The organism is Undibacterium sp. Rencai35W, assembly GCF_049340185.1.
Taxonomy (GTDB): Bacteria; Pseudomonadota; Gammaproteobacteria; order Burkholderiales; family Burkholderiaceae_D; genus Undibacterium.
Genome location: NZ_JBMPPC010000005.1, coordinates 247,627 through 261,485 on the forward strand (window position 1 = coordinate 247,627; position 13,859 = coordinate 261,485).

At 46.2% G+C, this 13,859-nt stretch carries 13 protein-coding genes; 4 read left to right on the forward strand and 9 right to left on the reverse strand.

The window, feature by feature from the left end:
- Positions 1–69: 69 nt before the first annotated feature.
- From ACO0K3_RS12995 to rfbB, 9 genes are all read right to left on the reverse strand, one after another.
- Positions 70–630: a sugar transferase gene (locus ACO0K3_RS12995; RefSeq protein ID WP_422985213.1), complete on the reverse strand. Its 561-nt coding sequence runs from the start codon at positions 628–630 to the stop codon at positions 70–72.
- Positions 631–649: 19 nt separating this feature from the next.
- Positions 650–1,621 carry a UDP-glucose 4-epimerase family protein gene (locus tag ACO0K3_RS13000; protein WP_422985215.1) on the reverse strand — a complete coding sequence of 324 codons (972 nt, stop codon included), beginning with the start codon at positions 1,619–1,621 and terminating at the stop codon, positions 650–652.
- A gap of 3 nt (positions 1,622–1,624) precedes the next feature.
- Positions 1,625–2,359, reverse strand: coding sequence for a hypothetical protein (locus ACO0K3_RS13005; protein ID WP_422985217.1), 735 nt, complete (start codon positions 2,357–2,359; stop codon positions 1,625–1,627).
- 141 nt (positions 2,360–2,500) lie between these two features.
- A complete protein-coding gene (locus ACO0K3_RS13010; protein ID WP_422985219.1) occupies positions 2,501–3,433 on the reverse strand; it encodes a glycosyltransferase family 2 protein in 933 nt (310 codons plus the stop codon).
- Positions 3,430–4,755, reverse strand: a complete 1,326-nt coding sequence (locus tag ACO0K3_RS13015) for a flippase (RefSeq protein ID WP_422985221.1) — start codon at positions 4,753–4,755, stop codon at positions 3,430–3,432. Before ACO0K3_RS13015 ends, ACO0K3_RS13010 begins: the two co-directional genes overlap by 4 nt.
- 14 nt (positions 4,756–4,769) lie before the next feature.
- The gene (rfbD, locus tag ACO0K3_RS13020; RefSeq protein ID WP_422985223.1) at positions 4,770–5,693 is read right to left on the reverse strand and encodes a dTDP-4-dehydrorhamnose reductase; all 924 of its coding nucleotides are present in this window, start codon (positions 5,691–5,693) and stop codon (positions 4,770–4,772) included.
- Positions 5,690–6,235, reverse strand: coding sequence for a dTDP-4-dehydrorhamnose 3,5-epimerase (gene rfbC, locus ACO0K3_RS13025; protein WP_422985225.1), 546 nt, complete (start codon positions 6,233–6,235; stop codon positions 5,690–5,692). The genes rfbD and rfbC overlap by 4 nt, the downstream gene beginning before the upstream one ends.
- Positions 6,236–6,313: 78 nt before the next feature.
- Entirely contained in the window at positions 6,314–7,207 is an 894-nt protein-coding gene (rfbA, locus tag ACO0K3_RS13030; protein ID WP_422985527.1) for a glucose-1-phosphate thymidylyltransferase RfbA, read from the reverse strand.
- Positions 7,207–8,277 carry a dTDP-glucose 4,6-dehydratase gene (gene rfbB, locus ACO0K3_RS13035; RefSeq protein ID WP_422985227.1) on the reverse strand — a complete coding sequence of 357 codons (1,071 nt, stop codon included), beginning with the start codon at positions 8,275–8,277 and terminating at the stop codon, positions 7,207–7,209. Before rfbB ends, rfbA begins: the two co-directional genes overlap by 1 nt.
- Positions 8,278–8,798: 521 nt before the next feature.
- Between rfbB and grpE the strand changes: the two genes are divergently transcribed.
- The 4 genes from grpE (at position 8,799) to ACO0K3_RS13055 (ending at position 13,674) form a co-directional block, all read left to right on the forward strand.
- The gene (grpE, locus tag ACO0K3_RS13040) at positions 8,799–9,362 is read left to right on the forward strand and encodes a nucleotide exchange factor GrpE (protein WP_422985229.1); all 564 of its coding nucleotides are present in this window, start codon (positions 8,799–8,801) and stop codon (positions 9,360–9,362) included.
- Positions 9,363–9,495: 133 nt separating this feature from the next.
- Positions 9,496–11,433, forward strand: a complete 1,938-nt coding sequence (gene dnaK, locus ACO0K3_RS13045; protein ID WP_422960791.1) for a molecular chaperone DnaK — start codon at positions 9,496–9,498, stop codon at positions 11,431–11,433.
- 126 nt (positions 11,434–11,559) lie between these two features.
- Positions 11,560–12,681 (forward strand): molecular chaperone DnaJ, encoded by a 1,122-nt coding sequence (gene dnaJ / locus ACO0K3_RS13050; RefSeq protein ID WP_422957612.1) that lies wholly within the window; start codon positions 11,560–11,562, stop codon positions 12,679–12,681.
- A 378-nt stretch (positions 12,682–13,059) separates the two neighbouring features.
- Positions 13,060–13,674: a chalcone isomerase family protein gene (locus tag ACO0K3_RS13055; RefSeq protein WP_422985231.1), complete on the forward strand. Its 615-nt coding sequence runs from the start codon at positions 13,060–13,062 to the stop codon at positions 13,672–13,674.
- Positions 13,675–13,859: the final 185 nt, after the last annotated feature.

A 13,859-nucleotide genomic window follows, 5' to 3' on the forward strand; every position in this document is an offset into this window, starting at 1 on the left:
ATTCGAAGTAAGGAATTTGTCCTTGCGTGTTTTTACGAGAGATCAATTGTGTATTCATTGACTACTAGGCTAGTGAGTAACGCCATCACGCCTGACTACTTTGTAAAAAGTGAGAAACAATATTTTGATATCGAGCCAGAACGACTGATGCTGTACATAGTAGGCATCAAGTTCGACTTTGGCAGGGATAGGTAATTCATCACGTCCGTTGATTTGCGCCCAGCCGGTCAGGCCTGGCAGGATACGATCAATCTGACGCTCTGACCGCAGTGCAATCAAATCATCCTGATTATAAAGCGCAGGACGGGGGCCGACAAAACTCATATCGCCGTTGAGTATGCTCCATAACTGCGGTAGCTCATCTAAACTCGATTTTCTGAGAAAAGAACCGATGGGAGTCAGATACTGATCCGGATTGCTGAGCAGATGGGTTGCTACCGCCGGCGTATCAATACGCATACTGCGGAATTTAGGCATTTTAAAAATGCGATTATAGCGACCGACGCGATTAGACCAATACACGACCGGCCCCGGCGAGCTAAGCCGTACGCAGATGGCCGTCAGTACGATAGGGACAAATAAGATGTTGGCGGCAATCAAGGCCAGAAAAAGATCAAAAGCACGTTTCAAAAAATATCCTTCAGATTGTTCAGGCGCTGTTTGAGGGTTGATGCAGTGCCGCCGCTGTTGCCTGCAAGCCTTGCTGCACCGTACAGGGTGGTGTCCAGCCGAGTAAGCGCTGCGCTTTGCTGATGTCGACTTGTAAAGACCCGCATAAACGTTCAGCGACAGACTGTTTCCCCACGATTCTAGCTGCCAGCATCAACCCGCCCGGTGGGAATGGGAATAAGCGCGACGGCACCTGTAAAGCGCTTGCACAGTATTGTAATAGCTGGGCAGTAGATAAGTCCTGTCCATCGGATACCAAAAATACCTCTTGCATCGCTTTTGGATGGTCGATGCAGGTCAGTATCAGACTCACCAGATTATCCAGACAGACAAAGCTGCGGCGGTTGTCCACGCTGGCGAACGGTAAGGGAAATCCCTTTTTAACCCAGCGCAGCATACTCAAAAAATTCGCCTTCACACCCGGACCATAAACTAGCGGCGGACGAATGATGGTAATCCCCATGCCCGTTTCACGACCAAGCGCCAGCAGCGCTTGCTCTGCCTCATGTTTTGAGATGCCGTATGCATCTTCAGGATGAGGGGCGCTGTCTTCGCTAAATGGCAAGCCTTTGGCAGTCGCTTCGCCGTTGACCTTCACTGAACTGATAAAAATAAATTGCCGGACGCCTGCAGCAGCAGCTTGCCGCGCCAGATTCAGCGTAGCATCAACATTCACTTCCCGAAACAAGGCTAGAGGATCGGCAGCCGTCTCGTTCATGACGTGGACACGGGCGGCGCAGTGGATGATATGAGTGATTCCCGTCAATGTGGTCTCCCACTGTGTTGCAGAGCCTAGTTCTGGAATGTGCTGATAAATAGTATTACCAGATTGTGGATTAATCGTGTGCTGGCGGCTAACACAGATTACTTTTGATTGTTGTTGCTGCAATTGATACAGCACCGCTTGTCCTACAAAGCCAGTAGCTCCTGTGAGTAAGAATATTTGACTCATTAGCTATTTTGCCCAGTTGGAGGCAGATAGAGGTTTTTGTCGCTGATAAAGAAAATAACGGCGTGATAAAAATTTCATGAAACTACTAAAAAACCAGATTGCATGTTGAGAAATAATGTTTCTGTTTTTATGCGCTGCAAGGTGAATTGCCTTGAACTGCGGATAATATAAAACTCCCTTACCCAACAACTGCTGCGAACGATAGCAAATATCGACATCCTCAAAATACATGAAATAGGCTTGATCAAAACCTTGTAGTGCGGCGTAATGCATGGCATCGAAGACGAGAAAAGCGCCCGATGCCCAGTCGACATGGCAGGCTGAGCGCATATTCTTTTTGTCATAATTTTTTGTAATGGAGCGCTTGATAGTCATTCTCAACAAAGAGAATAAGGTGGGGAAGCGACGGATATTCGCATCACTGGTCAAGTATTCCTGGTCTCTGTAGAGATTGATTGTAGCCAGAGCGCATGCATCTTTTTTCATTTGCTCAATCAGTGCCAGTAGCGTCTCAGGGGCAATACTTAAATCAGGATTGAGCACGACGAAGTAATCACCCTGCTGAAAACCACATTCCGATTTGATTTGTGCATACAAAAAATTATTATTTTCTCCAAAGCCTAGCCCTGGCATGCGATCGACGTAAGTAACAAGATGCTCATGGCAATAAATCTTTAAACGAGCTGAAGGCTTGTTATCCTTTACCCAAACGCGGATCCCTTCACCAGCCTGAAGCAATCCCCCCAGATTACTCGCGATGAGTAATTCTTCGTGTCCATGGCTTACGATAGCAATATGGATCATGCGGTTCTCTCCATCCACATTTCCTGATCTTTCTTATGATTATCTGATCTGTTATTTGATTATTGATACTTGGCTTTACTTGGAATAGGCGCCATTTTTATTATGTAATCCAGCCCATATCCCTTTGCACATCATTATAAATTGTGACCAGCGCTTACTCTCATAGAACAGGCTGACGATAAATCGTAACGCCAGTCCCGTCAAAAGTCTTTTTTTCCACGCAGCAGAGACATAGGGTTTTTTACAAATTAATAAAGTATTTCTGAAATAATAGTAACGCCGTAAAGCGGAATAGTGGAAGAAATTCAGCTTAAACAACCTTACCGGAGGCGCATCAGATAAGGCATGACCCATCTGCACTTCCGTGCTGCCAAACAGGCGATAGCCTTTATCTCTCGCTCTGAAGCACCACTCGGTGTCAGTGTAATCAACAAACATTCCATCGTCGTAACGTAGTGTATCTAGCCATGCATCCGTTCTAATCAACATGCCAGATGTGATCAATACATCGACCTCAACAATTTTAGTATTGTCCATGTGATTTTGCGGGAGTATTGTTTGAATTCCCTTGGTACCCTCTTTATAAAAGGGGAAATATACTTTTTTAATTTCTCTCCGGTCGAAGAAGCTGGGACCGATTGCCGCACAATTGATCTGTTTATTTTTTAAAAGCAGGTGTTGTGCGAAGAGAGTAGCTATCAGATTGTCAGGTGGTGCGCTATCTTGGTCAAAGGTAGCGACATAACTTGCGCCATTTTTGTTTGCTGCTTCAAAACCCTTATTCAGAGCATAGCCAAGACCATAATTTTTATCTAATTTAATATGCTGACAGCCTGGCAGCGCACTGAGATCTAATGCGTCGCAGCCCCCGTTATCGACGAGGTAGAGTTGCTGTACTTGCGTATGTAGCCTACTTAATAGAGCTTGCAGAACATCAACCTCAGGAAAAAAGCCTACTACAACTGCGGCGATGAGGGGAGCGGATAAGTCAGATGGTTCGTTGGTCATTTCTTACGATCGATACTAAGGTCTTGAAAAGGCAGTTTTTTCAAGTGTTGTTTCGCTGCTAGGTGTAACAATCCCCAATCCAGAGTAACCCGGAAAGTCCATGCCAGCGCTGCGCCAATTAATCCAAATTCTCTGGCAAGAATGTATAGCGCGGCAATATACAAGACTAATTCAAACAAGTGAAATTGTGCGGTCTTTTTTGTCTGACCTTGAGCATGCAAGAAGGTATGTGGTACCAAAGCGATACCATTTAAAAAGGTTCCCGCCGTAAGTATGAGGGTGATTGGCAATGCATCTTTGGCAAAGTCAGGGGAAAGCCAAAGACTTAGCCCAGGGTAGGCAATTAATGCAGTTACGCTGCATAGTCCCAGCATGATCATTGCCATACGTTTGTAATTCTGTCGATAACTTTCTTTTAGTGCCTGATAGTCGGAGAACGTGGCAAACAACGGTAACAAGGCACCGCAAATTGCCATAGGAACGATCAACAGTCTCATCAATCCCTCCTGAGGAATTGCATAAATCGATAGTTGATCTGCTCCTACCATTGCGCTGACAAAGAACCGGTCGCCAAAGACCATGAGAGGGCTAATGATGCTGGAAAGGGTTACCCATAATCCATACGACATCAGGCTGCGTATGCGTTGTGATAGTGCGTATTCCGGATCTGTTGTCGTCTCTGTCACATCACTTTTTTTGATGAACAGGTATTCACGCAGTTGCAGCATGCCACCGAAAACTACAAGCAAGCGCGCCATGGCTAGGTAGAGTGCAATTTGCCACAGGCTGGGGCCGTGCAATTTGATTGCTATTGCTGGTAAGGTGAACATGCAAAAACCGAGGAAAATGCGATTCATATTAGAGGCACGGAATCGTTCCATTCCCTCCATGGCGCCTCTCAAGCCACTTGTGACGGCGGTTGGGATGACGCCTAGGGCCGCAATTTCAAAGGCTAATTGTGCATTTTCTTGCCATGGCAGACTGATTTTTAACCAATTTTGCGCCAGATGTGGTGCCAGTACAATCATGATCAGTGTGCCCAAAGTTCCGGTAGCTGCAGTCAGCATAAGCCCCGCTTTTAAAACTGCCGGAATCAACTTGGGTTGCGCGTTGGATCTTAGTCTACTGATCTCATAGGTGAGCGCTCGTCCGGTTCCGAAGTCAAACAGACTGAAGTAGCCGATTAATGCCCAGATCAGTGTTAATACACCAAATGCCTCGTTGCCTAACTGTCGTAAGGTGTAAGGAGTAAAGATCGCAGCCGCAATCAGAGGTAAGCCGTTGCCGAGCAGATTCCATAAGGTATTTCGCTTTAGTGACATTGGTTATTAGTCACTTATTGATTGAGTGCGGAGTTGGTCAGGCAGCTATCCAGCGCCGCTTGCCATGTTGGCGTTTGAATACAAAAATGCTGGGTCAGCTTCGCAGTATCAAGCAGTGAGTTATTTGGTCTGCGGGCTGGAGTTGGGTAGTCACTTGAGGGGATGCCGTGTACGTGTGGTGCTTCTTTGAGCAACAATTGGCGTTTGCTGGCTTGAGCAATAATTTCTTCGGTAAACCCGCACCAGCTTGTTTTACCTGCTGGTGTCATATGATAAAGCCCTTGGTGCTCCGCCCACCACTCGCCAGGTTTTTTGGTTTGCTGAATTTGCCGCACGATGTCTGAAGTTGCTTGGGCCAGCCAGTCAGCAGAAGTAGGCGCGCCCCACTGATCGTTAACTACCTTGAGTTCAGTCCGTTCATTGGCAAGTCGTAGCATGGTCAGCAAAAAATTCTTGCCAAATAAGGAATATACCCAGCTGGTGCGAAAGATTAAATGGCGGCAGCCACTTTGCATAATTGCCTGTTCACCGGAGAGTTTGCTGTGCCCGTAGACATTCATTGGATGGGGTGCATCCTGTTCTTTGTAAGACACCCAATTACCTGAGTCGTCTTGCTTATTACCGCTGAATACGTAGTCGGTAGAGTAGTGAATCAAGATGCAACCCAATTTTTTTGCTTCTTCTGCCATGACGGCCGGTGACTCTGCATTAATTGCATTGGCCAGGTCTGGCTCACTCTCAGCTTTATCAACAGCGGTGTAGGCACCGGGATTCAGAATCAGGTCGGGCTGAAGATCACGGATGGTTTGTCGCACCAGCGTTGGTTGACTCAAGTCCAGCTGATCGCGCCTGGGAGCAATGATCGTCCCCAGACCTTGTAGCTGGCGTAATAATGCATTACCTACTTGCCCTGTGCTGCCGGTCAATAATATCCTCATTCAAAAACCTCAGCATCAACTAGCAGTTTTCCTTGCTGGTCTTTGGCCGACATCACGGGCGGGTGCAATAAAGGCCATTGAATGCCGATAGCAGGATCGTCCCATTGCAGGCAGCGTTCGTGTTCCGGCGCCCAATAATCGGTAGTTTTGTATAGAAACTCAGCATCATCACTGGTAACCAAAAAGCCATGAGCAAATCCTGGCGGTATCCACAGTTGTAAGCGATTGGCGGCGGACAAGGTGATCCCTGTCCATTGGCCGAAATGTGGTGAGCTTTTACGCAAGTCAACTACAACATCGAATACCTCACCTGATATGACTCGTACCAATTTACCTTGCGCTTGCCTGATCTGGTAGTGCATTCCCCTGAGCACATTTTTTGTTGATCGGGAGTGATTGTCCTGAACGAAGTCACTTTTAATACCTGTAAGATCGGCGAATTTTTTTGCATTAAAACTTTCATAAAAATGACCACGGTTATCACTGAAGACACGTGGCTCGATGATGACAACTTCTGGCAGGTTGGTTTGTATGATGTTCATATGCAAAGATTTATTATCGTTTTAATTTAAGCGAACTGATTTTAATGGGGGCTCATTTTAAGTAAGCTACCTTGCGATTTAGTAGGCGTTTCCATTTAATAGCTGTAATAAATAACGCCCGTAGTCGTTCTTTTTGAGCGGTTGCGCGAGCATTTCTAGCTGAGCATCATCAATGTATCCGCGGCGATAGGCGATTTCCTCTGGGCATGCAACTTTTAATCCTTGACGCTTTTCTATGGTGGCGATGAATTGACCTGCCTCTAGCAATGACTCATGCGTACCGGTATCCAGCCATGCCATGCCACGCCCCATTAGTTCTACATGCAACTGACCTTGCTTTAAATAGGCGTTGTTGACATCGGTAATTTCTAATTCACCGCGAGCCGACGGTTTCATGCTCGCCGCAATTTCCAGTACTTGTTGATCATAAAAATATAAGCCGGTGACCGCATAATTAGATTTTGGCTTTACGGGTTTTTCTTCGATACTGACAGCCTGTCTGTTCTGATTGAACTCGACTACACCGTATCTCTCCGGATCATGCACATGGTACGCAAATACGGTCGCTCCAGATATACCTTCGTCCGCAGCACGTAACTGGCTTTCAAATTCATTGCCATAATAAATATTGTCGCCGAGAATTAGCGCAGAAGGTGAGTCACCAACAAATTCTCGTCCGATAATAAAGGCTTGTGCCAGTCCGTCCGGGTTAGGTTGGACGGCATATTGCAAATTGATTCCCCATTGGGATCCATCACCTAATAACTCTTTAAAGCGTGGCGTATCCTGAGGTGTTGAAATAATCAAAATTTCACGGATGCCCGCTAACATTAGGCTAGTTAAAGGGTAATAGATCATTGGCTTGTCATACACCGGCAGCAATTGCTTGGATACTGCTTGCGTTACCGGATACAGTCTGGTGCCTGAGCCTCCCGCTAATATAATGCCTTTTCTGAGACTGGTAGTTCGCATCATATCGCCTCCGTTCTATTGCTATATTGCAAATCTACCCATTTTAGATAATCACCCGACTGAACCTGGTTCACCCAAGTATCATTTGCCAGATACCATTCAACAGTTTTTCTCAGGCCCGTCTCAAACGTTTCTGCTGGTTTCCAGCCAAGGTCCCGCTCAATTTTTCTGGCATCAATGGCGTAACGTCTGTCGTGTCCCGGGCGGTCTGTGATGTGCCGGATCTGGTCGCGGTAGCTACCGGTTTTTTTCGGCCGAAGCTCATCCAGCAAGTCACACAAGGTATGGACAACACTCAGATTGGTTTGCTCGTTCCATCCGCCAATATTATAAGTTTCGCCAATCTGCCCATCTAACAATACGCGGCGTATTGCAGCGCAATGATCATTCACGTATAGCCAGTCACGTACCTGCTGACCGTCACCATAAACGGGTAATTCTTTACCGGCACGAGCGTTGGTAATAATGAGCGGGATTAATTTCTCGGGGAAATGGTAGGCACCGTAATTATTAGAGCAATTCGTTGTTAGAGTAGGTAGTCCATAAGTATGATGATACGAGCGCACCAGATGATCGGATGCTGCTTTTGATGCGGAATATGGACTGTTCGGCGCATAGGGGGTAGTTTCCGAAAAAGGCGGATCATCCGCGCTAAGCGTACCGTAGACTTCATCAGTAGATACATGTAAGAAGCGAAATACCGATTTTTCTGGTGCGGATAATTTTTGCCAATACGTTCTGGTCGCTTCTAATAAGTGGAAGGTGCCATTGATATTGGTAGTTACAAATGCGGCAGGTCCGAGAATAGAGCGATCTACATGGCTTTCTGCCGCAAAATGTAAAACAGCCCTTGGCTGATGTTGCTCAAGCAACTTGGTAAATTGATCTTGGTCGTTGATGTCCCCTTGTACAAACAAGTGGCGAGGGTCGCTGCGTAAGCTTACAAGATTGTTCAGATTGCCTGCGTAAGTCAGTTTGTCATATGTGAGGACGGACTCATCGCTTTGCGCTAGCCAATCGAGTACAAAATTGGCGCCAATAAAGCCTGCGCCACCAGTGACGAAAATCATGCCTGAGTTCCTTTTTGCTAAAAGCCGTCTAAAGTTAGCAATTTTACGCGACTAGGCTTGATTTTCGATTCAAGTGGAAAAATTTAGCTGTGTAACAGATCTGCTTGTAGGGAGTTTGATGGTATTCAGAAAAATTTATTGCGGGTTTACTTGAGTTGGCTGTGTTTTAAATAATATTCGCTTGCGACATACAAATCCAAGCAACCACGATCACGGTATATGCGCAAACGACGATGGAAATAAGAGATAATTTCATTTTAGCAATCTCCTCAGTGAGCTGACAGGAGCTATTCATGGTCGGGGTGAACGCACGAATCTCACTAATAATGGTAGTGGGTTTACCGGGATTTTCCAGGCTTAACCCATGTAAAATTTGTAACAAAACGTCTAATTAAGTAGCATATTGTCGTTACTTGCGCTGCCCTCGCCGTTAATCCCCGAAAAAGTTCATGAATACCCCTTGAAATGACATGGTTACCCCCCATTTCCTAAGAAATGTGTATTTGATTTGGAGATAAACGATGCAAGACCAAGAAAAGCCCGTAGACAACGTTAATGCAGAAGTGCCCGCAGAACCTGTCGTGGAATCGGTGACTGATGCTGCACAAGATGCTGATGCCGCAGAGACTAATGCAAACGAGACATTAGCGCAGCTGGAAGCCAAAGTTCTGGAGCTGCAGGACGCGTTCATGCGCGCTAAGGCTGAGGGTGAGAATATCCGTCGCCGTGCCCAAGAGGATATCGCGAAGGCGCATAAATTTGCGATAGAAGGTTTTGCTGAAGCAATGGTTCCGGTTAAAGATAGTCTGGAAATGGCTTTAAAAGTAGAAACACCATCGATTGAGTCTCTCAAAGAAGGTGTAGAAATGACGCTGAAACAATTGAGCGCGGCGTTTGAAAAAAACCGTTTGCTTGAAATTAACCCTGTTCAGGGTGAGAAGTTAGATCCAGCCAAGCATCAGGCAATTTCCATGGTGCCTGCTGAGCAAGATGCAAACACGGTTGTGACGGTACTGCAAAAGGGTTACACGATTGCCGATCGTTTATTGCGGCCAGCATTGATTACCGTGGCGCAAGGAAAATAGTAAAAACAGGCAAAAAAACGATAAAAAATGCTTGAAACTAGGGTTTTTTGCCCTATATCCAGAACAACAGAGCGGCAACACTACGTAAAGCAGCTCAATAAATATCAAATAATTAAACTAAAAAGGAAATATCATGGGAAAAATGATCGGTATTGATTTAGGTACCACCAACTCTTGCGTCGCTATCATGGAAGGCGGCCAGCCAAAAGTTATTGAAAATGCAGAAGGCGCGCGTACTACGCCGTCGATCATTGCTTACCAAGAAGACGGCGAAATTCTGGTCGGCGCATCTGCAAAACGTCAGGCAGTGACCAATCCAAAAAATACATTGTTTGCGGTCAAGCGTTTGATTGGTCGTAAATTCGACGAAAAAGAAGTGCAAAAAGACATTGGTCTGATGCCTTACACAATCTCCAAAGCAGACAACGGCGATGCCTGGGTTTCCGTACGCGATAAGCGTTTGGCACCACCACAAATTTCTGCTGAAGTTTTGCGCAAAATGAAAAAAACTGCTGAAGACTACCTCGGTGAAGAAGTGACAGAAGCAGTTATTACTGTGCCTGCTTACTTCAATGACGCACAACGTCAGGCAACTAAGGATGCAGGCCGTATTGCTGGTCTGGATGTCAAGCGTATCATCAATGAGCCAACAGCTGCTGCGTTGGCGTTTGGTCTGGATAAAAAAGAAAAAGGCGATCGCAAGATTGCAGTTTACGATTTGGGTGGCGGTACTTTTGACGTATCGATTATCGAAATCGCTGACGTAGATGGCGAAATGCAGTTTGAAGTATTGTCTACGAATGGCGATACTTTCTTGGGCGGCGAAGATTTTGATCAACGCATCATTGACTACATCATCGAGGAATTCAAAAAGATCAACGGTCTGGATTTGTCCAAGGATCCTATCGCTTTGCAACGTATCAAAGCATCTGCAGAACGCGCAAAGATTGAATTGTCCAGCTCGCAGCAAACAGAAATTAACGAGCCTTACATCGCCATGGCAAATGGCGCACCTGTGCATTTGAATTTGAAAATCACTCGTGCGAAGTTGGAAGCTTTGGTTGAAGAACTGATCCAGAAAACGATGGACCCATGCCGCATGGCGATCAAAGATGCAGGCGTAAAAACCTCAGACATCGATGACATCATTCTGGTTGGTGGTATGACGCGTATGCCCAAGGTTCAGGAACTGGTTAAAGAATTCTTTGGCAAAGAACCACGTAAAGATGTGAACCCGGATGAGGCTGTTGCCGTTGGCGCAGCGATTCAAGGTTCAGTTCTGTCTGGCGATCGTAAGGATTTGTTGTTGCTCGACGTGACACCGTTGTCTCTGGGTATTGAGACTCTAGGTGGTGTAATGACGAAGATGATCCAAAAGAATACAACGATTCCTACCAAGTTCAGCCAGGTATTCTCGACAGCAGATGATAATCAGCCGGCAGTAACGATTAAAGTTTACCAAGGTGAGCGCGAAATCGCTGCCCGTAACAAAGGTCTCGGTGAGTTCAATCTGGAAGGTATTCCACCATCAGCACGTGGCACACCACAAATTGAAGTGACTTTTGATATCGACGCGAACGGTATTTTGCATGTAGGTGCAAAAGACAAGGCAACCGGTAAGGAAAACAAAATCACCATTAAGGCAAACTCCGGTTTGACTGAAGAAGAAATTCAAAAAATGGTGAAAGATGCCGAGTTGAATGCGGAAGAAGATAAAAAGGTCAAGGAATTGGCAGAATCTCGCAATCAAGGCGATGCATTAGTTCATTCGACTAAAAAAGCCTTAAGCGAGCATGGCGACAAGCTGGAAGCGGGCGAGAAAGAAAAAATTGAAGCCGCTATCAAAGATCTGGAAGATATCCTGAAGAATGGTGACAAGGCTGAGATCGATACCAAAATCGGTGCTTTGTCCACAGCGTCACAAAAGTTGGGTGAAAAAGTCTATGCAGACATGCAAGCTCAGCAGGCTGCGGCGGGCGGTGCAGCAGGTGCCGCCGGTACAGCTGACGCGCATGCAAAAGACGATGATGTTGTCGATGCAGACTTCAAAGAAGTCAAAGACGGTAAGTAATTAGTCCGGCGGGTAATCCCCGCCAAGACTCGCCGGGCAGGTTGATCGTAGTCGCGATTTTCCTGCTCGGCGTTTTTGCTTAATTCGCTGAGAGTTAATAAGGCGCAAAGAACAAGGTGTAAAGAGATGGCGAAGCGTGATTTTTACGAAATTCTGGGCGTAGCAAAAAATGCCACGGAAGATGAAATCAAAAAAGCATATCGCAAACTGGCGATGAAATATCATCCGGACCGTAATCCGGATAGCAAAACTTCGGAAGAAAAATTCAAGGAGGCGAAAGAGGCCTACGAGATGCTGTCCGATGCGCAAAAGCGTGACGCCTATGATCGTTACGGACATGCAGGCGTTGACCCGAATATGGGCGGCGGCGGCGGTGCTGGCGGCGCTGGTTTTGCTGATGCTTTTGGTGATATTTTTGGTGATATTTTCGGCGGCGGGCGTGGTCGCAGTAGCGGTCCGCAAGTGTATCGCGGTGCTGATTTACGCTACAACCTGGAAATCAGCTTAGAGCAAGCTGCTAACGGCTTTGATACAACGATACGTGTACCAAGCTGGGATGAGTGCGAAACCTGTCACGGTTCCGGTGCCAAGCCCGGTACCCAACCGGTTACTTGCAGCACCTGTGCAGGACATGGTCAGGTACGTATGCAACAAGGGCTGTTCAGTATTCAGCAAACTTGCCCCAAGTGCCATGGCACAGGCAAGATGATTCCCGACCCTTGCACTAGCTGCTCCGGTGTTGGTCGCATCAAGCGTAACAAAACGCTGGAAGTCAAAATACCGGCCGGTATTGATGATGGCATGCGTATCCGTTCGTCGGGTAATGGCGAACCAGGCGTGAACGGTGGTCCTCCGGGTGATTTATATGTTGAAATCCACATCAAGCAACATCCTGTATTCCAGCGGGAAGGTGACGATCTCCATTGCGAAATGCCAATTTCCTTTGTGAAAGCCGCATTGGGTGGTGATATCGAAGTTCCTACTTTAAGTGGTAAAGCCTCATTCACGATCCCGGAAGGCACACAATCTGGTAAGACGTTCCGCTTACGTAGCAAGGGTGTGAAGGGTGTACGTTCAGGTTATGCGGGGGATTTGTTTTGTCATGTTGTGATTGAAACCCCTGTTAAATTAACGGACAAACAAAAAGAATTGCTGCGTAATTTTGAGCAACTCACAGTTGAAGGCGGGGCCAAGCATAATCCGCAAAGCAAGACCTGGATGGATAAGGTCAAAAAGTTTTTTGAGTAACCGATAAGCGTTTAAGGCCCATTGCCTGTCATCTGATGACGGGCAATAAATCCGAAACCTGCCAGATATCTGGCAGGTTTTTTTACGCCTACGTTTTGTACTTTGTATTACAGAGGCAGGGCTTGACAATCCATCATGTCAGTCATCACATATCTCGTTGAAACGTCTTATTTTCTGCTAATTCATATCCAAATTACCTCTTTCCGCACTGCGCTTAAGCAAGGCAGACGCAAATAATTTCAGGTAAGCTTAACTCTGTGGTGAGGTGGCAACGAATTGCTTTCGTCATGACTGCTTAGTGGGCTTACTCTAACTTCGCATTGCATAATGAGACGCCCGTGCGAAAAATAAGGGTAAAAAAAATTAATGGAGACAAATATGGTTTGGAATACAAGTAAGCGCTTGTTGGTCGCAGCATTGTTTGCGTCTGCAAGTCTGGTTACGCATGCAGCAACAACAGAAGTGGCAGGTGCGAAGTTTGAAGACACAGTACATCTGGCAAATACCGATTTAAAACTCAATGGCGCTGGCATTCGCTACAAAGCGATTTTTAAAGTCTACGCAGCTGGCCTTTACTTACCAAGTAAAAAGACGACAGTGCCTGATATCTTGGCTTCTACCGGCCCCAGGCGCGTCACAATCGTGATGTTGCGCGATCTTGGTAATGAGGAGTTTGGCCGAGGTTTCATGTCCGGTATTCAGCAAAATACCGATAAGGCCGAGAAAGGTAAATTAACCATGCAATTTCTGCGCTTAGGTGAATTATTCGCCTCGGTGCCTGAGTTGAAAAAAGGTGACATCATGCTGACTGACTGGGTGCCTGGTGTAGGAACAACGTTTTATTTAAACGGTAAAAAACTGGGTGAGCCATATCCTGATATCGCTTTTAATAATGCCTTGTTACGTATCTGGCTTGGTGAAAAACCAGTCGACAGTTCCCTGAAAAAAGCGATGCTGGCTGATACTGGCGAGGAAAAAAGCGGCTTTCGCTAATGTTATTGATTAGCAGAGACTAGTCGAAAACCTGAAAACCTAAATCACAGATTGATCTAGGCGGTATAAGGGTAGTTCAAAAACGCGGTAGTCAAATTGACTGCCGCGTTTTTTATTTTCTTGATGAAATGACCTGCGGACTTCTTTTCAATGGATTTAAATTTAGAGTGGATTCTCGGTTAAAA